A 21,298-nucleotide genomic window follows, 5' to 3' on the forward strand; every position below is an offset into this window, starting at 1 on the left:
CTGCCGCTCCGGTGCCCCCATGGTAGGCAGCCCGGGAGGGCCGCTTTCGCCCTCCTTGACAAGAGTCAGCCGGGACAAAACGTTTAACCAGCCCTTTTAGTGGTCTACATCACGGCATTATGGCGTATTTAATACCTTTTTGGTCTAGACCAGTTACGCAGACTTGGCCACTGTGAAGCACGCTTCTGCCGCCGTCGACAGCCTTCCGCACGCCTTTTTCAGGTCCTCCTCGGCTTCGAAGAGGGACAACCGCCGGTTGCGCACGGACTGGACCAGACCAGTGACCGTCAGGAGGAGGACCCTCGCCCCCACGGCGTCACCGCAGGCAGCGGCGACGAGCTTTTCACTGAGCGCATCAATCTCACGAAGGAGTTCCGTGGTGTCCTTTTCCGGGTGGTACACGCCCCTGCTGAGGCATTGCTCCACAGCGGGTTGCATGACGCGCATGTGGAAGATCTCCATCAGCAGCCCGGACAGTGCGCGGCCGCGGAAGCGTGGGGACGAGCCCCTGGTCCCGGCCTGCAGCTCGTCCAGCTGCTGCCGATACAGTGCCAGCATCAGGTGTGTGGGGGACGGAAAGTAGCGGTAGAGGGTGCCCAGCGGGACGTCTGCTTTTTCTGCCACCTGGGAGAGTTCCACGGCATCAAGCCCCGTACGGGCGAACCCGGCGGCGGTGTCCAGGATCCGGGTGTAGCGGAGGCGCTGGCGTGGAGCGGAAGGCCGGGCGGCCATGGGCGGATGGTCTGAAAAAGTCTCGGGCATCAGCATTCCGGGGTTGTGTTTTAGAGACTGCGGCCAGGAGCGCCCCCACTTCCGTACCGCCCTGCAGCCCTGTTCAACTATACGGCACACCAGTGTGCCCTAATTAGTCAGCGGCCTTAGTTTTGGGGCACGGACCGGTCAGTCGACGCCCTTGATTTTCACCACGAAAACCGCGCCCAGCAGTCCGACGGCAGCGGCCGTAAGGAACAGCGTCCGGTAGCCGCCGCCGTAGGTCACTGCCAGCAGCGCCAGGGCCGGAGCAACCACCTGCGGCAGCGAATTGGCCACGTTAATGACGCCCATGTCCTTGCCCCGGCTCGCTGCGAACGGCAGGACCTGGGTCAGCAGCGCAAAGTCCACGGCCAGGTAGGCGCCGAACCCGATGCCCAGGACCGCGGCGCCGGCGAGCGCGCCAGGCCAGACCGGGAAGAACGCCATGATGGCGCCGGCCATGGCTATGGTGGCCGAGGAACCGATGACGAAGGGTTTCCGCCTGGCCATCCGGTCACTCCACGGTCCGGCCAGCACCGCAGTGATCATCACCATCACCGCGTAGATACCGGTCAGGACCAGCACCCCCGTGGCGGGATCTTCATGCCCGATGACGTCCCGCAGGAAGAAGAGCAGGTAGACGATGGTCAGCTGGTTTCCCACGTTGACCAGGAAGCGGGTGAGCCAGGCCCAGGCGAAGTCCGGGTAGCGCCGGGGGCTGATCCAAAAGCCCCGCAGGAAACGGCCCATCCGGAACCTGCCGGCTTCCTCCGCCGGCAACGCCGGATCATTCCGGTGGAACAGGTACGGCAGCACGGACAGCAGCAGGGCGCCCGCACACAACCAGTAGCCCACCAGGAAGTTCCCCGACACCACCGCGCCGAAGACAGCCCCCGCAAGGATGCCAAGGGTCTGGCCCATGGCCGCGAGGCCGCCCACTCCCCCGCGCTGGATGAGGGGCACCCGGTCCGGGACGGCCGCGGTGATGGCTGCATAGGCGGCGTTTGCGCCCAACTGCACCAGGCACCAGAAAAGGACCATCAGGGAAACCGCAGCGGAGAAGGACATGGCCAGCAATGCGGCCGTGGCCAGGACTGCCCCGGCCAGCACCCACGGGGAGCGCCTGCCGAACCGGGAGGTGGTCCGGTCCGAGAGGGCACCGAAGAGCGGGTTGGCCACCAGCGAAACCGCCGCGCCGCAGGCCGTGACCAGCGAGAGGATGGCTTCCTTGGACGGCGCATCAATACTGATGGCCTGCTGGCCAATGAACACATTGATGGGCCCGAAGAACGCCGCATTGATGCCCACGTTCACCAGCACCAGTCCGGTCACCCAGCGGGCGGTGACCTTCTGTACCGGCTCCGCGAGCGCCGCCGGGGCTTTCCCTGCCGGTGTGCCGTCCAGCGGCGCAGGCGTGTTGAACGGACTCATTGGCTTGGCTCCCCCTGGTGCGGCCGGCTGACGGTGGAATCAGACTATCGTGGGCGGTACCCTGCCCCGGGCACCCCGGGGCCAGGCCACCCCCGGCATCATGCTGCCGGGACCATGTAACTGAGAAACAAGGAGAACCAGATGGGCGCATCCACCCCGGCCGAAGGCACAGCGGTTAATACCGCGGACCTCTACGACGAGCGCGGCGACCAGCTGGCGTCCGTCTCCCTGCAGTTCCTGTCCCTCGGCGGCCGCTCGCACTTCAGCGGTCCGGTCCGGACCATCCGCTGCTTCCAGGACAACGCCCTGGTGAAGTCCACGCTCAGTTCACCCGGCAACGGGGCGGTACTGGTGGTGGACGGCGGGGGGTCGCTGGGCACGGCCCTGATGGGGGACATGATCGCCGAAAGCGCCGTGGCGAACGGCTGGGCCGGCGTCGTCATCAACGGCGCCGTCCGCGACCGGCTGGCCATCGCGGACCTGGACCTCGGCGTCAAGGCCCTGGGCAGCAACCCGAAGAAGAGCCAAAAGGCAGGCGCGGGTGAGGTTGACGTCGATGTGGTGATCGACGGCGTGACTTTCCGTCCAGGCGCCACCGTCTGGTGCGACCCTGACGGCATCCTCGTGGAGCCGTAGCAGGAAAACCGGCAGGGCGGGGAATAGAAACAACGAGTAAGATAGTTACTGAAAGCAACCATGGCTGCTTATATCCTTCCTTTTCCTTGGAGCACCCATGTCCAAAGCCACTGCCGCGCCCCGCGCCGGAGAAGTCCTGACGCAACGCCAGATCGTCACCGTCATGGTGGGCCTGATGCTGGGCATGTTCCTGGCATCCCTTGACCAGACCATCGTCTCCACCTCCATCTACACCATCGCCAATGACCTGGACGGGCTCTCCCTGCAGGCATGGGCCACCACGGCGTACCTGATCACCTCCACCGTCAGCACGCCGCTGTACGGCAAGCTGAGCGATATCTTTGGACGCCGCCCGCTCTACCTGACGGCCATCGTCGTCTTCCTGGTGGGCTCGCTGTACGCTGGCTCCGTTCACTCGATGACCGAACTCGCTGTCGCCCGCGGCATCCAGGGCCTGGGCGCCGGCGGGCTGCTGGCCCTGGCGCTGACCATCATCGGCGACATTGTCTCGCTCAAGGACCGCGCCAAATTCCAGGGCTACTTCATGTCCGTGTTCGGCATCTCCTCGGTGCTGGGCCCGGTGGTGGGCGGTGCATTCGCCGGTTCCTCGAACATCCTGGGCTTCGATGGCTGGCGCTGGGTCTTCTTCATCAACATCCCCATTGGCCTGGCCGCCCTGACGGTGGTGTTCCTGTTCCTGCACCTGCCGGCGAAGCACCTGAAGCAAAAGATCGACTACTGGGGCGCCGCCGCCATCACCGTGGCCATTGTTCCGCTCCTCCTGGTGGCTGAACAGGGCCGCACCTGGGGCTGGACCTCCGTGAACTCCTTCCTCTGCTACGGCCTGGGCGTGGTGGGCATTGCCTGGTTCCTGCTGGCTGAAAGGCGTGCCGGCGACTACGCCCTGATTCCCCTGCGGCTCTTCCATAACGTCACGTTCGGGCTGTCCTCGCTGCTGAACTTCATCATCGGCATCGGCATGTTCGGCGCCATCGCGATGCTCCCGATGTACCTCCAACTGGTCAAGGGACTCACCCCCACCGAGGCCGGCCTGATGATGATCACCTTCACCGTGGGCATCCTGTTCGGCTCCATTACGGCAGGCCGCACCATCTCGGCCTCCGGCACGTTCCGCATCTTCCCCATCATGGGCACCGGCATCCTGACCGCGGCCGCCCTGGTGATGGGCTTCTCCCTGGCAGTGGACACCGAACTCTGGGTTCCCGGCCTGATCGCCGTGTTCTTCGGCGTGGGCCTGGGCTTCTGCATGCAGCCGCTCACCCTGGCCATGCAGACCTCGGTGCCGCCGCGGGACATGGGCGTGGGCACCTCCTCCGCAGCCTTCTTCCGCTCCATGGGCGGCGCCGTGGGCACCGCCGTCTTCATCTCCATGCTCTTCAGCCTGGCTGCCGGCCGGATCGCCGACGGCATGAAGACCGCCGCCACCGATCCCGCCTACCTGGCCGTCCTCAAGGACCCTGCCGTCGCGTCGGACCCCGCCAACGCCAAGCTGTATGAATTCTTCAGGAACGGCGCCTCCAACGACTCCCTGAACGACACGAGCTGGCTGCACACCGCCAACAGCACGCTGACCAGGCCCATCACCGAGGGCTTCGCCACGTCCATCGACACCGTGATGCTGACGGCGGCGGCGCTCACCGGCCTGGCGTTCCTCATCAGCTTTGCCCTTCCCCGGAAGAAGCTGACCGACCAGAAGGCATCCCCGCAGGACAGGGACAGCATGGAGATTCCGGCGCACTAACCCGGAAGCGCATGGTTGGGACGACGACGGCGGCACGGCCCGCCGTCGTCGTCCTGCGTTTAAGGGGCAACAGGCGCCAAGTGGAACCTCGGGCGGTGACGTGCCACACTGTTTAGCGCGTGTGCGCCGGCCCCTCTGGCCGGTACCGCAGCCGACGACGTCCGCACCGCATCCATAAACCCCCAAACCCAGGGAGAACCATGCCCACTGCACAGGAGCAGACCACAACCGGGATACCGCGGCGGGTGATCTGGCTGGCGCTCGCGGGGGCGGTGGGCGGATTCCTCTTCGGCTTCGACTCATCAGTGGTCAACGGAGCCGTGGACGCTCTGAAGGAGGAGTTTGCGCTCTCCGAGGCCGTCACGGGCTTCGCTGTGGCCATCGCCCTGCTGGGCTGCGCAGCCGGCGCCTTCCTGGCCGGCAAGGTGGCAGACCGCTACGGCCGCATCCCGGCCATGAAGCTGGGCGCCCTGCTCTTCCTGGTCAGCGCCGTGGGCACCGGCTTTTGCTTCGGAGTGTGGGACCTGATCTTCTGGCGCCTGGTGGGCGGCCTGGGCATCGGGTTGGCCTCTGTCATCGCCCCTGCCTACATCTCCGAAATTTCGCCGCGGAAGGTGCGCGGACGCCTGGCGTCGCTGCAGCAGCTGGCCATCACCACGGGTATCTTCGCCGCGCTGCTGTCCGACGCGCTCCTGGCCACCAGTGCCGGCGGCGCGGACCAGGCCTTCTGGCTGGGCATTGAATCATGGCGCTGGATGTTCCTGGCCGCGGCCGTCCCGGCCGTCGTTTACGGCTGGGTTGCCTTCACCCTGCCCGAGTCCCCGCGGTTCCTGGTGTTCCAGGGCAAGGAGGACCAGGCCCGGAAGGTCTTCGAGTCCATCGCGCCCTCGGAGGATGCCGACCGCCACATCCGGGATATCCGCGAAGCCATCGAGGAAGACAAGCTGGCCGGCCAGAAGGGGTCCCTCCGCGGCAGGACGTTCGGCCTCCAGGCTGTGGTCTGGGTGGGCATCACGCTGTCGGTCCTGCAACAGTTCGTGGGCATCAACGTGATCTTCTACTACTCCACCACCCTATGGAAGGCCGTAGGGTTCCAGGAGAAGGACTCCCTGGCCATCTCGGTGGCAACCTCCATCACCAACATCCTGGTCACCCTGGTAGCCATCGCCCTGGTGGACCGGGTGGGCCGCCGGCCCATCCTGCTGGCCGGATCCGTGGGCATGGCCGTGTCCCTGGGCGCCATGGCCCTGGCCTTTTCCTCGGCAACGGGCAGCGGCGAGGACATCAGCCTGCCGGGCGCGTGGGGTCCCGTGGCCCTGGTGGCCGCGAACATCTTCGTGGTCAGCTTTGGCGCGTCCTGGGGGCCGCTGGTCTGGGTCCTCCTGGGCGAGATCTTCCCGTCCAGGATCCGTGCCCGGGCGCTGGGCCTTGCCGCTGCGGCGCAGTGGGTGGCCAACTTCGCGATCACCCTCAGCTTCCCGGTCATGGCCGCGGCTTCACTGCCGCTGACCTATGCCATGTACGCCCTGTTCGCTGCGGCGTCCTTCTTCTTCGTCATGTTCAAGGTCCCTGAGACCAACGGCATGTCCCTGGAGCAGGCGGAGACGCTGTTCGTGCCCAAGGGTTCAGCAAAGTAACGGCCCATCACTTTTGGCGGCTTCCCCCCGGGACGCCCCATCAGCTTTCGCAGGAAAACAACAAACCCTCCATCACATGGCGTGATGGAGGGTTTGCTGTTTTGCGGCTTCCTACACGACGTGCGGCTCGTGCGAGGACAGGTAGGCGCGGCCGCCGAATGCCACCAGGATGGCGATGGCCATGGCCACCGCCCCGGCAAAGAACGGAACCTGGGGGCCAAAGTGCTCACCGAGCTGTGCCGCCGCGAACGGGGCCAGGGCGCCGCCCATCCAGCGGACGAAGTTGTAGCCGGAGGAAGCCACCGGCCGCGGCGAATCAGAGACGCCCATGGCCAGTTCCGTATAAATGGTGTTGTTGATGCCCAGCAGCGCACCGGCAGCAATGACCAGGACGACGACGGCCGGCACCGAGTGCCCCGCCGCGAGTCCCAGCCCGGCCAGGTCCAGCATGAGGACGAACAGCGTACCGGTCAGTACCTTGACGGCGCCGAAGCGGCTCTGCAGGACCGGCGCAACGAAGACGGAGAAGACGGCCACGGCCACACCCCAGCCGAAGAAGACACCGCCGATGCCGTAGGCGTCCATGCCCAGGATGAACGGGGTGAAAGCCAGGATGGTGAAGAAGCCGTAGTTGTAGAACAAGCCGCTTGCCGCCGTCGTCCGCAGTCCCTTGTGGCCCAGCGCCAGCAGGGGGTCCCGCAAGCGAACCTTGCGCTCCGGCAGGGGCGTTTTGGGCAGGAGCGCGATCAGGGCAATGAAGGCGGCGGCCATCAGGACCGCGGCGCCGAAGAACGGTGCGCGCCACTGCCAGCCGCCCAGGAGGGCGCCCAGCAGCGGGCCGAGCGAGATGCCCAGGCCCAGGGCGGCTTCGTAGAGGATGATTGCGGTGCCGGCGCCGCCGCTGGCCACGCCCACGATCACGGCGAGCGCGGTGGCGACGAACAGGGCGTTGCCCAGCCCCCAGCCGGCCCGGAAGCCCACCAGTTCACTGACGCTGCCGGACAGCCCGGACAGCGAGGAGAAGACCACGATGACGGCCAGTCCGATCAGCAGCGTCCGCTTGCCGCCGATCCTGGAGGAGACAAACCCGGTGATCAGCATGGCCAGCGCGGTGACCAGGAAGTAGCTGGTGAAGAGCAGGGACACCTGGCTGGGGCTGGCGTCCAGGTTGGTGGCGATGGCCGGGAGGATGGGGTCCACCAGCCCGATGCCCATGAAAGCGAACACTGCGGCGAGGGCGGTGGCCCATACCGCCTTTGGCTGCTTGAGGAACGAGGCCTTTTCGGCCTTCAAGGTTGTTTCTGGTGCTTGCAGGGTTTCTGCGAGCTGGCCGTCCATGGAGGGTTCTCCTAAGTTCGTGGCTGGTTCAGTTCAGTTCTGGAGGGAGGCGTTGATTTTGTCGATGACCGGCAGGGCCGCAGCCAGGGCTTTGCGGTCCTGGTCGGTGAGCGTGCCAAGGATCCCGGCCATCACCTGGTTGCGGCGCCGGTTCGCGGAGTCGACGGCGGCGCGGCCTTCGTCAGTCAGGATCACCCGGACAGCGCGGGAGTCCGCCGGGTCCGGCTCGCGGCGGGCCAGACCCGCGCGCTCGAGTTTGATGATCTGTTCCGTGGCACTGGGCACGCGGACTCCGAGGTTCCGGGCAATCTCACCGACGCGCTGGCCCTCGCCCAGCATCATCTTGAGGGTGCTGAGCTGGGACGCACTGAGTTCGCCGTCCGCGTCGAGGCGGCGGACCAGGTACACGCTGTGGCGCAGGGCTTCGCGGAAGCCGCTGGCAAGTTCCTGCAGTTGGGAGTCGTCGTCATTCATTGTTAGGTAGCCTAACATTTAGGGTACCTAACATGCAAGGGGTTAGAGCGCCAGTTTCATGCCCACGTGGCTGGCGTCAAAGCCCAGCTGCTCATAGAACCGATGGGCCGCGGTGCGGCTCTTGTGGGTAGTCAGCTGCATCAGGCGGGTGCTGACAGTTCGCACACCAGCAGCAGGTGGGACGGATCGGCCTCGATCGCCGCGAAGGCGCGCTCGTAGGGCTCCATGTCCATGGCTGCTTCGCGGCCGGCGCCCAGGGCATCGTCCGCCAGCAGGCGCACCATGGCGGGCAGGTCGGCGTGGTTGGCATGGCGGAGCCGGAAAGTCCCGCCGTGGACGTCGGCGGTGAGCAAGGCGGCGGCATCCGTATTCTGGTTCACCCGCCCAGCCTTGCACAGGATCTGCGCGGGGGTTGGGGAAAAACGCGTCAAAGGTGAGGGGGCGTTGGCTGAGGCGCAGCAAAAAGGACGCCGCCGGCACCCCGCCACTGGAATGCAAGTGGTGGGTGCCGGCGTCGTTGTGCAGGCGCGGATCAGGTGATGCTTTGGGCGGGGGTGTCGGCCATTTCCGCCTGCCGCTCCTCCACAAGGGTGGCAACGGCGGCGAACAGCGGGTGGCCAGGCGCCAGCCCTGTGATCCTTTCGGTGGCATCGGCGGGGCTGGTCGATGCCAGGATGCCGGCAAGCTCGGTGGCCTCGGCATCAGCGGGGTCATTGAACCGGAGGGCTGCCGCGATGGCACCGAGCAGGGCTTCCGGCACCATGCCGCGTTCTGCCAGTTCGGCGGCCGGGCCGATGAAGCGCTCGTTCCGGCTCAGCTTCCGCAGCGGAGCCCGCCCTACGCGGTTGACGGTGTCCGGCAGGTACGGGTTGGAGAACCTGACCAGGATCTTCTGGACATAGGCTTCCTGATCGTCGTTGCTGAACCCGTGCTTGGCCACCAGGAGCTGCTTGGTTTCCTCCAGCACGGCCCGGACGTCCTCGGCCACGTCCTGGTCCGCCATGGCGTCGGAGATCTTCTCCAGGCCCGCCTCGAACCCGAAGTAGGCCGCCGACGCGTGGCCGGTGTTCACCGTGAACAGCTTCCGCTCGATGTAGGGCGAGAGGTCATCCACGAACGTGGCGCCGGGGATCGCGGGAGCTGCGTCACCGAAGGCAGTGCGGTCGATGACCCATTCGTAAAAGGTCTCCACGGTGACGTCCAGGCCCTGCCCGGCTTCCTGGTTGGGCACGATCCGGTCTACCGCCGTGTTGGCGAACACCGCCTTGCCGTCCAGGGCTGCGGCGGTGGCTCCGGGCTGGGCCGCCACCTCCTTGGCCAGGATGTCCGTGGCATTGATCGCGTTCTCGCAGGCCATCACCTGCAGGGGCGCCCGGCCGGGTTCCCTGGCAACGATGCCCTTGGCGATCACAGGGGCCACGAACTTCAGGATGTGCGGACCCACCGCGGTGGTGACGATGTCCGCCGCGGCGATCTCGGAGACCAGTTCCGCTTCCTGGGCGTTGGAGTTCAGCGCCCGGAAGTTGTCCACGGTCCGCACGGCGGGGTTCTCCCCCACCTCGTGCACGGCATAGCTGTCCGCTTCCTTGAGCCGGTTGATCAGGTCCTCGGCCACGTCCGCGAACACCACTTCGTAGCCGGCGTCATGCAGGAGCAGCCCCACAAATCCGCGGCCGATGTTGCCGGCCCCAAAATGTACTGCCTTCACTATGCGTTGACCTTCCCGAAGAGTTCCAGGACTTCATCCTCGGACGTGGCGGCCTCCAGCCGGGCAACCTGTTCCTTGTTCGTGAAGACCTTGGCGATGGAGGACAGGATGTGCAGGTGCTCGTTGTTGATGCCGGCAACGCCCACCACGAACTTGACCTGCTTGCCGTTCCAGTCAATGCCGTCCGGGTAGCGGATCACGGACACGGCCGACTTGCGGATGTGGTCCTTGGCGGCGTTGGTGCCGTGCGGGATGGCCAGGAAGCTGCCCATGTAGGTGGACACGGATTCTTCCCGCTCGTGCATGGCGGCGATGTAGCCCTCATCCACAGCTCCGCGGGCCAGCAGCAGCCGGCCGGCTTCGTCAATTGCGGCGTCACGGGTGGTGGCCGAACCGCGCATGACCACGCTCTCGCGGGCCAGGATGTCGGAGCTTCCGTTCGCGGAGGCTGCGGCGGCACCTGCTCCGGCAGGGGCTGCGTCCACCGGGGCATCGGCGGCGTGGGCGCCATGGGTGGTGCCGGCGTCGGACGTTCCACCCTCGGTGTTGCTCTCGCGGACCAGGTCCACGATCTCCTCATAGCGCGGGCTGCTCATGAAGTTGTCCACGGAGTAGTGGACGGCGCTGGAGGTGGCGGGCTTGGCCCGTTCGGTCAGGTCCTGGTGGGTGACCACGACGTCGTACGTGTCGCTCAGGTTCGCGATGGAGGCGTTGGTGACCTTGACGTCCGGGAAGCCGGCCGCCTTGATCTTGTTCCGCAGCACTGAGGCGCCCATGGCGCTGGAGCCCATGCCGGCGTCGCAGGCGAACACGATGTTGCGGACGGGGCCGGCCAGGACGCCCACTCCGCCGCGGCCTGAGGCGGCACCGGCGGAAGCCCCTGCACCGGTGAGGGTGGAGGACACTGAGCTCTTCTTGCCCTTCATGGCCTCCATGCGGGCGGTGGCGTCGCCCAGGTCGGCTTCGTCGCTGTGCTTGGTGGTCTTCATGATCACGGAGGCCACCAGGAAGGATGCCGTGGTGGCGAGCAGCACCGACAGGATCACGCCGAGGTAGCTGTCCCGGGACGTCTGGGCCAGCACCGCGAGGATGGATCCCGGGGCGGCAGGGGCAACGAGGCCTGCGCCGGTGACGGCCAGGGTGGCGATGCCGGTCATGCCGCCGGCGATGGCCGCCAGGATCAGCAGCGGGCGCATCAGCACGTACGGGAAGTAGATTTCGTGGATGCCGCCCAGGAAGTGGATGATCGCAGCACCGGGGGCCGATGCCTTGGCGGCGCCGCGGCCGAAGAACATGTAGGCAAGCAGGATGCCCAGGCCGGGGCCCGGGTTGGCCTCAAGCAGGAACAGGATGGACTTGCCCTGGTCCAGCGACTGCTGGACGCCCAGCGGCGTGAGCACACCGTGGTTGATGGCGTTGTTGAGGAACAGCACCTTGGCAGGTTCGATGAAGATGCTGGTCAGCGGCAGGAGGCCGTTGTTGACCAGGAACTGCACCACGTTTCCGGCTGCGGTGCTGAAGGCGGTCACCAGCGGTGAAATTCCGAAGAAGCCGAGCATGGCGAGCAACGCGCCCCAAATGCCGGCGGAGAAGTTGTTGACCAGCATCTCGAAGCCGGGGCGGATCTTGCCGTCCCAGAGCATGTCGATCTTCTTCATGGTCCAGCCGCCCAGCGGGCCCATGATCATGGCGCCGATGAACATGGGGATGCCGGCACCGACGATCACGCCCATGGTGCCGATGGCTCCCACCACGCCGCCGCGGACGTCATAGACGTTCTTGCCGCCGGTGTAGCCGATCAGCAGCGGCAGGAGGTACTTGATCATGGGGTCAACGAGGCCCAGGTTCTTCACGCCCGCGGCGTTGGTGCCGAAGCCGCCAAGCTCCGGAACCGGCAACCAGCCCTTCTCAATGAAGAGAGCGGTAATGAGGCCCCAGGCGATAAACGCCCCGATGTTGGGCATGATCATCCCGGACAGGAATGTCCCGAACTTCTGGACGTGCACGCGCGCGCTGGTGCGGGGTTTTGCAACTGTCTCTGTTGCCATGTGATTTCCTAACCTCATTCCTGCTGCTCCGCAGGAGTGGTCCGATGATTACGACGACGTACTGCTGGGTACTACGGGGTTGCGGGGCTAACCGGCGGGGCTGGTGGAGATCCGGTGCAGCCATTCGAGGAAGAGCTTAAGTTCCGAGCTGGAAAGCTGGTCAGAGTGCGAAGCCTGAAGTGCGGCGTTCAGGGCGATCGCTGCCACCACCACCGAGGACTTTCCGGTGCCGCCCGGGGCCGGGCCGCTGGCGGGCTCGGCGGACACCGCGAAGATCATGGCGTCCCGGGTCATGGTGGACAGTTCAAGGTTGCGTTCGGAAGCGGGTTCCGCAATCAGCATCAGCGTCACGCCCACATTGGCCGCCAGGATGGACCTGGCTGCCTCCCTGGGCTGGACGTTCAGCTGGCCCGCCGCCGCTGCCTTGTTCAGCATCTCCTCCATGAGCGCCTCGGCGTCTGCCACGATGGCAGGCCGGCTCTCCGGACGGATGTTGCCGAACATCACCAGGTACAGCTCAGGCTGGTTCAGTCCGAACTGGACATGGTTGTCCCACATTCTCCGGATGTCCTCGAGCGGCTGTCCGGAGGGGGCGAAATCCCTTTCGCCCGCGACATATTCTTCAAACCCTGCGGCGACGACGGCGTCGAACAGACCTTCCTTGTCACCGAAGTGGTGGTACAGGGTGGGCGCCGAAACCCCCGCCAGCTGGGTGATCTGGCGGGTGGACACCGGAGCTCCCGCGGATTTTGCCAGCAGTTCCGCGGCAGCACGGAGCAGCCGCATTTTGGGGGGAAGCTGGCCATCCAAACTCATAACCGCTACCCTAGCACCTATAGCGTTGCTATATGAACTGAATCACATACAATTTTTTCAGGCACGTTTCCCGCCCTGGACGTAGCAGTCCCCGGGTGGACCCGGCACGGCGCCGGAGAACTTGGCGGGCCTGTCTACCGGCAGAGAATGAGGACCTTCAGTGCAGAACTTCCCAGGAGTAGGCGTCAGCCCAGGCCGCGTCATCGGCACCGTCCGGCAGATGCCCAAACCGATCAGTGAGCCTCCCGCCGGTGAACAGCTGGCCCCGGGCACCACTGCCGAGGAAGCCACAGCAGCACTGAAGGCAGCCGCCCAGGCGGTGCACGACGAGCTGAAGGACCGTGCTGCCCACGCCACCGGCGATGGCAAGGCCGTCCTGGAGGCCACCGCGCTGATGGCCAAGGACACCATGCTGATCAAGGGGGCAGCCAAACTGGTGGCCCGGGGCACCTCCGCCGAACGCGCCATCTGGGAATCAGGTTCCTCCGTATCCGAGATGCTGCACAACCTGGGCGGCTACATGGCTGAACGCGCCACCGATGTCCTTGACGTGCGCGCCCGGATCGTGGCCGAACTCCGGGGGGTACCAGCGCCCGGCATCCCCGCCTCCAACACCCCGTTCGTGCTGGTGGCAGAGGACCTGGCCCCCGCGGACACCGCCACCCTTGACCCCAACAAGGTCCTGGCGCTGGTGACCGCCGGCGGCGGTCCCCAGTCGCACACGGCCATCATCGCCCGCTCCCTCGGACTGCCCGCAGTGGTCGCCGCCGTGGGCGTGGACGAACTCCCGGACGGCACCGAGGTGTACGTGGACGGCGCGGCCGGCCTCATCACCTCCGCGCCCGACGAATCCCTGCGGGCAACAGCGGAAGCATGGGCCGCCACGGCATCGTTGCTGGCAGAGTTCACGGGCACGGGCACGACGGCGGACGGCCACGAGGTGCCGCTGCTTGCCAACGTGGGCGGCGGCAAGGACGCCGAAGCGGCCGCCAAGCTGGGAGCCCAGGGCGTGGGCCTCTTCCGCACCGAGTTCTGCTTCCTTGAACGCGATACCGAGCCCAGCGTCGAAGAGCAGGCCGCTGCCTACAAGAGCGTCTTTGATGCCTTCCCCGGCAAGAAGGTGGTCCTGCGCACCCTGGATGCCGGCGCGGATAAGCCGCTGCCGTTCCTTACGGACTCCACCGAGCCCAACCCGGCCCTCGGCGTCCGAGGCTACCGCACCGACTTCACCACGCCCGGCGTCCTGGACCGGCAGCTGGAAGCCATCGCCCTGGCGCAGCAGCAGTCCCAGGCCGATGTCTGGGTCATGGCCCCGATGATCTCCACGGCGGAAGAAGCGGCCCGGTTCGCTTCCATGTGCGCCGATGCCGGTATCAAAACCCCCGGCGTGATGGTGGAGGTCCCGTCGGCAGCCCTGACCGCAGAGTCCATCCTCCGCGAGGTCGGCTTCGCCAGCCTTGGCACCAACGACCTCACCCAGTACGCCATGGCCGCAGACCGCCAGCTTGGCCCGCTGGCCAACCTGAACACCCCATGGCAGCCTGCCGTCCTGCGCCTCGTCGGCCTCACGGTTGAAGGATCCCGCGCGGAGGGCCACAACAAGCCCGTGGGGGTCTGCGGCGAGGCTGCCGCCGATCCCGCCCTCGCCGTCGTCCTTACCGGCCTTGGCGTCAGCACCCTGTCCATGACGGCACGCTCCCTCGCTGCGGTGGCAGCAGTCCTGAAGACGGTGACCCTGTCCGAAGCCCAGGACCTGGCCAAGCTTGCCCTGTCCGCGCCGAGCGCCACCGAGGCGCGGGCCTGGGTCCGGGAAAAGCTGCCGGTACTGGAGGAGCTGGGACTCTGACGCGTCCGCGGCCAGGCCGGCCGCGGCCGGGATAGGCTACGTCCATGGCACTGATAGCCCCCCGCGTCACGGCCGGCCTGCCTGCCGGCGACGCCCGCAGCCTTGCGCGCGCCCTGGCGGACAGCAATGACATCACCGTCTTCGTGGACGGCACGGTCCACCGCCTGCCCGGACAGGCCCGGGACGCCGTCGTGGATCTTCTTGCCCGGCTCAGCCGGGGCGAAACGGTGACCGTGAGCAGCGTGGAGGACATGCTGACCACGTCCCAGGCGGCCGAGCTTGCGGGCATCTCGCACACCTACCTGCGGAACATGACGGACCGCGGTGAGATCCCGGTGGAGTACCGCGGCTCGCACCGGCGGATCCGGACAGCTGACATCATGGCCTGGCTCGAGGCCCAGAAACTCGCAGAACAAAAACGCCGGCATGACAAGACCGCCGGGGCCGACGCCGCCGGCACGGGCGAGTAGTGCGCATCGCCTTGCCCCGGGCCCGGAAGGAGCCGCTGAGGTCAGCCGACGTGGAAGCCGACGGGCTCCAGGGCCGCATCCTCTGGGCTGACGGTACTCCTGCGCCGGGAATGGAGAGCGCCGGCAGCCAAGCCGCGCCCGCCTACATCCTTATCCACGGCATCGGAGTTTCCCACCGCTACCTGCGGCGCCTGCACGACGAGCTCGCCGCCGTTGCCCCCACCTATTCGCTGGACCTGCCGGGTTTTGCCGGCACCCCCAAGCCCGGGCGGCAGCTGTCCGTGGAGGACTACGGCGCGTTCATCGCGCAGGCATTGAAGGCCTGCGGCATTGGCCCGTATGTCCTGGTGGGACATTCGATGGGGGTCCAGTTCGCCATCGAAGCCGCGCTCTACGCCCCGGAGCAGGCGCGCCGGCTGGTGCTGATGGGTCCCGTGGTGGACTCGGAGCACCGCAGCGTCCGGCGGCAGGGCCTGGCGCTGTTCCTGGACTCGCTCCTGAGGGAAAGCGCCTCCTCCAACTGGCTGGTCTTTTCGGACTATTTCCGCTGCGGCCCGCGCTGGTACTTCACCGAGCTGCCCGTCATGATGGCCTACCCCACCGAACTGCGGCTGGCGGGCATCAACGTGCCCGTGCTGGTCCTGCGGGGTGATCACGACCCCGTGGCGGGCGCAGACTGGTCGCTCCGGCTCTCCCAGGTTGTGCAGCAGGGAAGCCTCATTGAGATTGGCCGGGCAGGACACGTGGCCCAGCACCTGCGGCCCCGGCAGGTTGCGGACGCCATCAGGTCTTTCGCCGAAGCTTCCGCCTAGCGCCGGATTCCAGGCCTCAAATCCTGGGCCTCCCCGCCCAGCGCCGCATCTTGAGGGCGGCGTGCAGTTCCAGACGCAGCATGCCCTTCAGCGGGTCCACCCCCAGCAGCTGCCGGATCCGGCCCAGCCTGTTGTAGATGCTGCTCCGGTGCAGGTGGAGCCTGCGGGCCACGTCCTGCACTGAGCCGTCGTTGTCATACAGGAGTTCAAGGACCGGGATGAGTTCGTCGTTGCGGTCGTGGTCCTCAAGCATGCGGAAGTAGACCGAACCGGAGTCCGCCCAGGCTCCCACACCTCCCCCGGCCGACGCGAGAAGCTGGTAGACGCCCGTTGCCCGGCAGTCCACCAGTTCGCCCAACTGCGGGTCCACCGCCGCTGCCTGCGCCGCCACCCGCGACTGCCGGTATGCCTCCGACAGCTGGCGGGTCTTCGAGAAGCCCTCGCTGATGCCCAGGATGATCCGGTGGACCGGGCGGCCGGACCGCTTGGCAAGCTCCAGCTGGTAGTGGACCAGGACCTGCGCGTGGTTGGCCCGGCCGGTCGACTCGCGGAACAGCACCACGGAATGCGTCTCCGTTCCGGCGCTGAAAAGGGCGGCGTCCACGCCAACGGTTGCCTGCAGCGCCGTGGAGCGGTGGATCAGGGTGGACGCGATGGGGTCCGGTCCGCTGGCCCAGCCGTCCGCATCGAGCACCGTAACCATCTGCCACGGACCCCGGCCCTGGACTTCCTTCCAGCCGGCCACGGCGGCCACGGCGTTCGGTTCCCCTGCACAGGCGGCGAGGAACTCCCGCTCCCGGCCCCGCCGGAATTCAGATTCGGCCGTATTTGAGTCGAGCAGGAGGCCGGACAGCAGCTCAAGCTCGTGGTTCACGCCCGGCAGCTGGGTGAGGATCACCGTCGGGTTTTCCTCCACGGAGTCCTGCTGCACCCAGAGGTAGCCCACGCGGAATCCCCGCACCATGAGCGGAACGCAGACCCGGCCCAGCATGCCCAGGTCCGGGTTGGCGGGAACCACAACGGGCCGCACGGCGGTGGCGATGCCGTGGGAGAGCTGCCAGGCGCTCACGTCCGCCGGGACCTTCTTGCTGAGGAGGAAGTTCACCCGCACCCGGTCCGCGTGGGATTGGTTGGAGCTGTAGGCGAGCAGCAGGCCGTCCAGGTCCTCGAGGGAAAGGCCGCGTCCCAGCTTCTGTGCCACCTGTTCCACGAGCTGTTCCACACCCTGCTGCTGCATGGGCCCACACTACTGCTCCGGAAGCCCGGTGCACGAACGGACACGAGGCGACACCTGACGCTTCGCGTCTCGACAGATGTCTAGCCGGCGGCGGCAAGAACCGCGGAATTCCGAGGTTCTTGCACAGGGCTCCGGGCTCCCTCGTGTCATGTGGCTCACAGCCGGATTTATCGTTGAAACACGAAATCCTTCCGTTTTACGGCCCACCGGCCCCACACCCTGGAGCAGACGATGATCATCGGCGTCCCCAAAGAAATCAAGAACAACGAGTTCCGCGTGGCCATCACCGCGGCCGGCGTCCACGAGTTCCTTACTCACGGGCACACCGTCCTGGTGGAGCGCGGGGCCGGCCTGGGCTCGGGTATTACCGACGAGGAATACTCGATCGCCGGCGCCGAAATCGTCAACGAGGCCGATGACGTCTGGGCCCGCGCGGACATGGTCATGAAGGTCAAGGAACCCATCAAGGCCGAGTACCACCGCTTCCGCAAGGGCCTGATCCTCTTCACCTACCTGCACCTGGCCGCCGAGCCGGAACTGACCAGGGAGCTCATCAACTCCGGCGTCACCGCCATCGCCTACGAAACCGTGCAGGAGGGCCGGTCGCTGCCGCTGCTCGCCCCGATGTCCGAGGTTGCAGGCCGCCTGTCCGTCCAGGTGGGTGCCACCTCCCTGATGGCTCCGGCCGGCGGCAAGGGTGTCCTGCTGGGCGGCGTGCCCGGCGTGCGCCCCGCCAAGGTGGTTGTCCTTGGCGCCGGTGTTGCCGGCACCAACGCCGCAGCCATGGCCCTTGGCCTGGGTGCCGACGTCACCATCCTGGACATCAACATCAACCGCCTGCGCGAACTGGACGCCCAGTACCAGGGGCGGCTGAAGACGGTCGCTTCGAACAAGTACGAGATCGAAAAGTCCGTGGTGGATGCAGACCTGGTCATCGGTTCCGTCCTGATCCCGGGCGCCAAGGCCCCCAAGCTGGTCACCAACGACCTCGTGGCCCGGATGAAGCCCGGCTCGGTCCTGGTGGACATCGCCGTGGACCAGGGCGGCTGCTTCGAGGACACGCACCCCACCACGCACCAGGAACCCACGTACAAGGTGCACAACACCATCTTCTACTGCGTGGCCAACATGCCCGGCGCCGTGCCCAACACCTCCACCTACGCGCTGACCAACGTCACCCTGCGCTACGCGGTGTCCCTCGCCAACCTGGGCGTCAAGGCAGCCTTCGACCGCGACCCTGCCCTCGCCGCCGGCCTGAACATCGCCGCCGGCCACGTGGCACACCACTCCGTGTCCGAGGCCCACGACCTGCCCCTCGTTGCCGACTGGCACGAACTGGTTTCCGCCTAGTCCACTCCATCGATTGCTCGGTACTTGTCCTTTTGAACGCTCAGAACGACAAGTACGGAGCAATCGATGCGTCTTTTAATCGAGTTCCCGGGCGGCCTCGATGATTTTGAGGACCTCGACGGCGTCTTCCGGGTTTACTGGGAGCGGCCGGGGTGATGCCGTTCCGCCGTCGAGAATCTTCTCCGCAAGGAGCCGGTAGAACTCCGGGTAGGCGCCGCGTTCGGTGGGGAGGCGGTCCAGGTGGCCGTCGCGGCCCAGGAGGCCTGCCCATTCCGGCGCCTCCTGGCCGTAGGCGGAGTCCAGGGGACTGCCGCCGGCTGCGATGTAGGGCTCCTGCGGATCCACGCCGTTCTTGGTGAAGCCGCCGATTGAGCCCAGCACCCGGAAGCGGGGGCCCTGCTGCGCGCACAGCATGTTCATGGTCAGGTGGCTGGTCACATCGGAATCATGCCGGAGGACCAGGAAGACGTCGTCGTCCGCCCGCTCGTCGGACCGCCGGGCTTTCAGCTCCGCGTGCATGACGGTGGCCCGGCCAAACAACTGCAGCGCCTGGTCGATCAGGTGGCTGCCGAGATCGAACAGTGCCCCTCCCCCGTCGGCGGCCGTGGCCCGCGCCTTCCAGGCTTTGGCGATCGCCGGGGACCAGCGCTCGAAGCGGGACTCGAACCGGGTCACGTTTCCAAGGGCCTGGGCGGCCAGGAGCTTCCGCAAGGTGAGGAAGTCGCCGTCCCACCGGCGGTTGTGGAACACCGTGAGCACCCGGCCCCGCTGCCGCGCCAGCTCGATCAGTTCCTGCCCCTGGCCGCTGGTGACCGCGAAGGGCTTGTCCACCACCACGTCCAGCCCCGCTTCCAGCGCCGCCCTTGCCAGCGGATAGTGCGTCGCGGGCGGCGTCGCCAGGACCACCAGGTCGAGGTCGGCTGCCCGCCCCAGGACGGCATCGGCGTCGCGCACCACTGCCGCGCCCGGAAGCCGGGATGCGGCAGCCGCGCTCCGGCCGGCGTCGGAGGTGGCGACGCAGTCCAGCGAATAATCGCTGTTGGCCGCCAGTAACGGCACGTGGAACACGCTGCCGGCAAGCCCGTAGCCGACGACGGCGGTACGGATGGTGCGGGGGTTGCCTTCAGTTGCGGTCATGAAGGCTACGCTACCCCCGGGCCCGGCACCGTTGGACAGGAACCGTTAAACGCCGAAGCCGGCACCCTTGGTCACCAGGGATGCCGGCTTCGGTTAAGCGGCTACAACCGGAGGGGTTACTTCTTTTCCCAGCCGATGGTGGTCCAGTCCGGAACCTGCGAGTTGCTCTGGAACAGGGACGGGCCGTAGTTCGCCAGGCCGGTGCGGACGAAGGAGATCTGCGGGCCGTTCATGACCACGCCCATGGAGAAGTACTTCGCCATGTGCTCCTTCTCCACGTCCATTGCGGCCTTGTTGCGGGCTGCGTTGTCCTCGATGGAGGCAAGGTCCGCGATCTTCTTGTCCAGCTCCGCGTCGCCCAGCTTGTTCTCGTTGGTCTTGGAGTCGTAGTACTGCTTGACGGCGTCGGTGGCGTCCGCGCCCACCGTGTAGCCGGAGACGCTCATGTCGAACTCGCGGGAACCGAGAACCTTGCCGAAGTCGGCGGAGGCGCGCTGGTCGATGCCCACGTCCATGCCGCCTGCCTGGAGCTGCTTCTGCAGGGTCTGGGTGAAGGCGAGGGTGGTGGGATCGTCCCCGAAGTTGCTGATCTTGAAGGCCGCGGGCTTGCCGTCCTTCTCCATGATGCCGTTCGCGTTTGCCGTGTAGCCGGCGTCGGTGAGGACCTTCTTGGCGGCGTCCGGGCCGGTTTCCTTGACCGGGTAGTTGTCCTGGTAGTACTCGGAGAAGGGCAGCAGCATCATGGAACCGGAGCTGGGCTCTTCCCAGTTCAGGCCGTTGAAGCGCACCTTGCGCAGGGCTTCACGGTCCACGGCGGCGAAGATGGCCTTGCGGACGTTGACGTCGGTGATGCGCTGGGCGTTCAGGTTCATGCCGCCTGCGAAGAGACGCTGGCCGCGGCGGACTTCTGAATTCTTGGTGCCGTCGAGCTGCTTGTAGAGGGAGATGGTGTTGGCGGACATGGCGTCGATCTCGCCGTTCTTGAAGGCCGCGATCTGCGCGCTGGTTTCAAGCTGGCGGAAGGTCACGTTGGCCAGTACCGGCTTGGTGCCCCACCACTTGTCGTTGGGCACCAGGGTGACCGTCTTGGCGGCGGTGTCGTACTGGTCGAGCTTGAAGGGGCCTGCCATCCACTCGGGGTGCATGTTGCCGTTGAAGCCCTCGTTGAAGACCTCCGGGGTGTTGACGGCAGGGTGGATGAGACCGAAGAAGAGCGAATCCACGGGGAACACCGGGCGGCTCGTCTTGACGATGACTTCCTTGTCGCTGCTGCCTGCCTCGACGGAGTCAACGAATTCGTAGGCGCCCGAGCTGACGATGTCGTAGCCTGCGTCCGGGCTCTTGAGGATGTTCCAGGTGTTCTTGAAGGCCTTCACGTCGATGGGCGTGCCGTCGTTGTACGTTGCCTTGGGGTTCACCTTGATGGTGATGGTCTGCTTGCCGTCCTTGACCTCGCTGTCCACCGACTCACAGAAATCGGTGTTGGGCGTGACCTTGCCCTTGAAGTCCACTTTCCAGCACCCGCCGACACCGCCGCTGTTCATGGCGACCGGGTTCATGGGGACCTGCAGGGCGGAGTTGTCCGCGCTGTTGCCGTTGTTGGAGAACCCGTTGAAGTCGGGCCCGATGTTGCCCAGCGGCAGGGTGACCTTGCCGCCCTGCTGAAGGTCCGCCGCAGGCTTCTCGTTGATGCTGATCAGCTTGGACAGGTCGCTGCCTGCCTCCTGCCCCTTGGCTGTTTCGGGCCCGCTGGCACCGCCGCCACCGCCGCAGGCCGTCAGCGCCAGGGCCGCAGCAACGGCTGCAGCTCCGCCGATCCTGTTCAGTTTCCTCATGGTTTTCC

The 21,298-nt window shown here is 66.5% G+C and carries 17 protein-coding genes and 1 pseudogene; 7 read left to right on the forward strand and 11 right to left on the reverse strand.

All coding sequences use genetic code 11. From position 1 onward, the window contains the following. Positions 1-153 precede the first annotated feature (153 nt). The gene (locus FBY36_RS08065; RefSeq protein ID WP_142118404.1) at positions 154-762 is read right to left on the reverse strand and encodes a TetR/AcrR family transcriptional regulator; all 609 of its coding nucleotides are present in this window, start codon (positions 760-762) and stop codon (positions 154-156) included. Between the two features lie 138 nt (positions 763-900). Beyond that, the gene (locus FBY36_RS08070; RefSeq protein ID WP_142118406.1) at positions 901-2,184 is read right to left on the reverse strand and encodes an MFS transporter; all 1,284 of its coding nucleotides are present in this window, start codon (positions 2,182-2,184) and stop codon (positions 901-903) included. A gap of 141 nt (positions 2,185-2,325) precedes the next feature. On the opposite strand from FBY36_RS08070, the gene rraA reads away from it, so the two are divergent. The 3 genes from rraA to FBY36_RS08085 all read left to right on the forward strand — a co-directional run bounded on the left by rraA (position 2,326) and on the right by FBY36_RS08085 (position 6,219). Continuing rightward, positions 2,326-2,820, forward strand: a complete 495-nt coding sequence (gene rraA, locus FBY36_RS08075; RefSeq protein ID WP_142118408.1) for a ribonuclease E activity regulator RraA — start codon at positions 2,326-2,328, stop codon at positions 2,818-2,820. A gap of 97 nt (positions 2,821-2,917) precedes the next feature. Next, a complete protein-coding gene (locus FBY36_RS08080; RefSeq protein ID WP_142118410.1) occupies positions 2,918-4,582 on the forward strand; it encodes an MDR family MFS transporter in 1,665 nt (554 codons plus the stop codon). Between the two features lie 200 nt (positions 4,583-4,782). Continuing rightward, positions 4,783-6,219 (forward strand): sugar porter family MFS transporter, encoded by a 1,437-nt coding sequence (locus tag FBY36_RS08085; protein ID WP_142118412.1) that lies wholly within the window; start codon positions 4,783-4,785, stop codon positions 6,217-6,219. A 111-nt stretch (positions 6,220-6,330) separates the two neighbouring features. Here FBY36_RS08085 and FBY36_RS08090 read toward each other — a convergent pair whose 3' ends face one another. From FBY36_RS08090 to FBY36_RS08115, 6 genes and pseudogenes are all read right to left on the reverse strand, one after another. After that, on the reverse strand, positions 6,331-7,557 hold the full coding sequence (locus FBY36_RS08090; RefSeq protein ID WP_142118414.1) for an MFS transporter: 1,227 nt from the start codon (positions 7,555-7,557) through the stop codon (positions 6,331-6,333). A 33-nt stretch (positions 7,558-7,590) separates the two neighbouring features. Continuing rightward, positions 7,591-8,031, reverse strand: a complete 441-nt coding sequence (locus tag FBY36_RS08095; protein WP_142118416.1) for a MarR family winged helix-turn-helix transcriptional regulator — start codon at positions 8,029-8,031, stop codon at positions 7,591-7,593. 42 nt (positions 8,032-8,073) lie between these two features. Continuing rightward, positions 8,074-8,384 (reverse strand): annotated as a pseudogene (locus FBY36_RS08100) (hypothetical protein). A 179-nt stretch (positions 8,385-8,563) separates the two neighbouring features. Beyond that, entirely contained in the window at positions 8,564-9,739 is a 1,176-nt protein-coding gene (locus FBY36_RS08105; RefSeq protein WP_142118418.1) for a mannitol-1-phosphate 5-dehydrogenase, read from the reverse strand. Then, the gene (locus tag FBY36_RS08110) at positions 9,739-11,787 is read right to left on the reverse strand and encodes a PTS mannitol transporter subunit IICBA (RefSeq protein WP_142118419.1); all 2,049 of its coding nucleotides are present in this window, start codon (positions 11,785-11,787) and stop codon (positions 9,739-9,741) included. Before FBY36_RS08110 ends, FBY36_RS08105 begins: the two co-directional genes overlap by 1 nt. 87 nt (positions 11,788-11,874) lie before the next feature. Continuing rightward, complete coding sequence (locus FBY36_RS08115; protein WP_043450869.1) at positions 11,875-12,603, reverse strand: TetR/AcrR family transcriptional regulator; 729 nt, start codon at positions 12,601-12,603, stop codon at positions 11,875-11,877. Between the two features lie 160 nt (positions 12,604-12,763). Here FBY36_RS08115 and ptsP point away from each other — a divergent pair, with 160 nt between their 5' ends. From ptsP to FBY36_RS08130, 3 genes are read left to right on the forward strand one after another with little or no spacing between them, the layout of a single operon-like run. Next, positions 12,764-14,449: a phosphoenolpyruvate--protein phosphotransferase gene (ptsP, locus tag FBY36_RS08120; RefSeq protein ID WP_056335652.1), complete on the forward strand. Its 1,686-nt coding sequence runs from the start codon at positions 12,764-12,766 to the stop codon at positions 14,447-14,449. 44 nt (positions 14,450-14,493) lie between these two features. Then, positions 14,494-14,919, forward strand: a complete 426-nt coding sequence (locus FBY36_RS08125) for a helix-turn-helix domain-containing protein (RefSeq protein ID WP_142118421.1) — start codon at positions 14,494-14,496, stop codon at positions 14,917-14,919. After that, positions 14,919-15,731 carry an alpha/beta fold hydrolase gene (locus FBY36_RS08130; protein ID WP_235008759.1) on the forward strand — a complete coding sequence of 271 codons (813 nt, stop codon included), beginning with the start codon at positions 14,919-14,921 and terminating at the stop codon, positions 15,729-15,731. The genes FBY36_RS08125 and FBY36_RS08130 overlap by 1 nt, the downstream gene beginning before the upstream one ends. A gap of 16 nt (positions 15,732-15,747) precedes the next feature. On the opposite strand, the gene FBY36_RS08135 is transcribed toward FBY36_RS08130, so the two are convergent. Then, a complete protein-coding gene (locus tag FBY36_RS08135; protein ID WP_142118423.1) occupies positions 15,748-16,968 on the reverse strand; it encodes a PucR family transcriptional regulator in 1,221 nt (406 codons plus the stop codon). 231 nt (positions 16,969-17,199) lie between these two features. On the opposite strand from FBY36_RS08135, the gene ald reads away from it, so the two are divergent. After that, positions 17,200-18,318, forward strand: a complete 1,119-nt coding sequence (gene ald / locus FBY36_RS08140; RefSeq protein WP_142118425.1) for an alanine dehydrogenase — start codon at positions 17,200-17,202, stop codon at positions 18,316-18,318. A 75-nt stretch (positions 18,319-18,393) separates the two neighbouring features. Here the strand turns inward: ald and FBY36_RS08145 are convergent, their stop codons facing one another. Together FBY36_RS08145 and FBY36_RS08150 are read right to left on the reverse strand one after the other, a co-directional pair. Beyond that, positions 18,394-19,455 (reverse strand): Gfo/Idh/MocA family protein, encoded by a 1,062-nt coding sequence (locus FBY36_RS08145; RefSeq protein ID WP_142118426.1) that lies wholly within the window; start codon positions 19,453-19,455, stop codon positions 18,394-18,396. 116 nt (positions 19,456-19,571) lie between these two features. Further along, positions 19,572-21,290 carry an ABC transporter family substrate-binding protein gene (locus FBY36_RS08150; RefSeq protein WP_142118428.1) on the reverse strand — a complete coding sequence of 573 codons (1,719 nt, stop codon included), beginning with the start codon at positions 21,288-21,290 and terminating at the stop codon, positions 19,572-19,574. Between the last annotated feature and the right edge of the window lie 8 nt (positions 21,291-21,298).

This window comes from Arthrobacter sp. SLBN-122 (genome assembly GCF_006715165.1).
GTDB lineage: Bacteria > Actinomycetota > Actinomycetes > Actinomycetales > Micrococcaceae > Arthrobacter.

Coding starts and splice junctions, on each gene's coding strand:
- FBY36_RS08125 (WP_142118421.1), top strand. CDS start 14,494: ATGGCACTGATAGCCCCCCGCGTCACGGCCGGCCTGCCTGCCGGCGAC.
- FBY36_RS08110 (WP_142118419.1), bottom strand. CDS start 11,787: ATGGCAACAGAGACAGTTGCAAAACCCCGCACCAGCGCGCGCGTGCAC.
- FBY36_RS08080 (WP_142118410.1), top strand. CDS start 2,918: ATGTCCAAAGCCACTGCCGCGCCCCGCGCCGGAGAAGTCCTGACGCAA.
- rraA (WP_142118408.1), top strand. CDS start 2,326: ATGGGCGCATCCACCCCGGCCGAAGGCACAGCGGTTAATACCGCGGAC.
- FBY36_RS08095 (WP_142118416.1), bottom strand. CDS start 8,031: ATGAATGACGACGACTCCCAACTGCAGGAACTTGCCAGCGGCTTCCGC.
- FBY36_RS08090 (WP_142118414.1), bottom strand. CDS start 7,557: ATGGACGGCCAGCTCGCAGAAACCCTGCAAGCACCAGAAACAACCTTG.
- FBY36_RS08070 (WP_142118406.1), bottom strand. CDS start 2,184: ATGAGTCCGTTCAACACGCCTGCGCCGCTGGACGGCACACCGGCAGGG.
- FBY36_RS08115 (WP_043450869.1), bottom strand. CDS start 12,603: ATGAGTTTGGATGGCCAGCTTCCCCCCAAAATGCGGCTGCTCCGTGCT.
- FBY36_RS08145 (WP_142118426.1), bottom strand. CDS start 19,455: ATGACCGCAACTGAAGGCAACCCCCGCACCATCCGTACCGCCGTCGTC.
- FBY36_RS08150 (WP_142118428.1), bottom strand. CDS start 21,290: ATGAGGAAACTGAACAGGATCGGCGGAGCTGCAGCCGTTGCTGCGGCC.
- ald (WP_142118425.1), top strand. CDS start 17,200: ATGATCATCGGCGTCCCCAAAGAAATCAAGAACAACGAGTTCCGCGTG.
- FBY36_RS08065 (WP_142118404.1), bottom strand. CDS start 762: ATGCCCGAGACTTTTTCAGACCATCCGCCCATGGCCGCCCGGCCTTCC.
- FBY36_RS08135 (WP_142118423.1), bottom strand. CDS start 16,968: ATGCAGCAGCAGGGTGTGGAACAGCTCGTGGAACAGGTGGCACAGAAG.
- FBY36_RS08085 (WP_142118412.1), top strand. CDS start 4,783: ATGCCCACTGCACAGGAGCAGACCACAACCGGGATACCGCGGCGGGTG.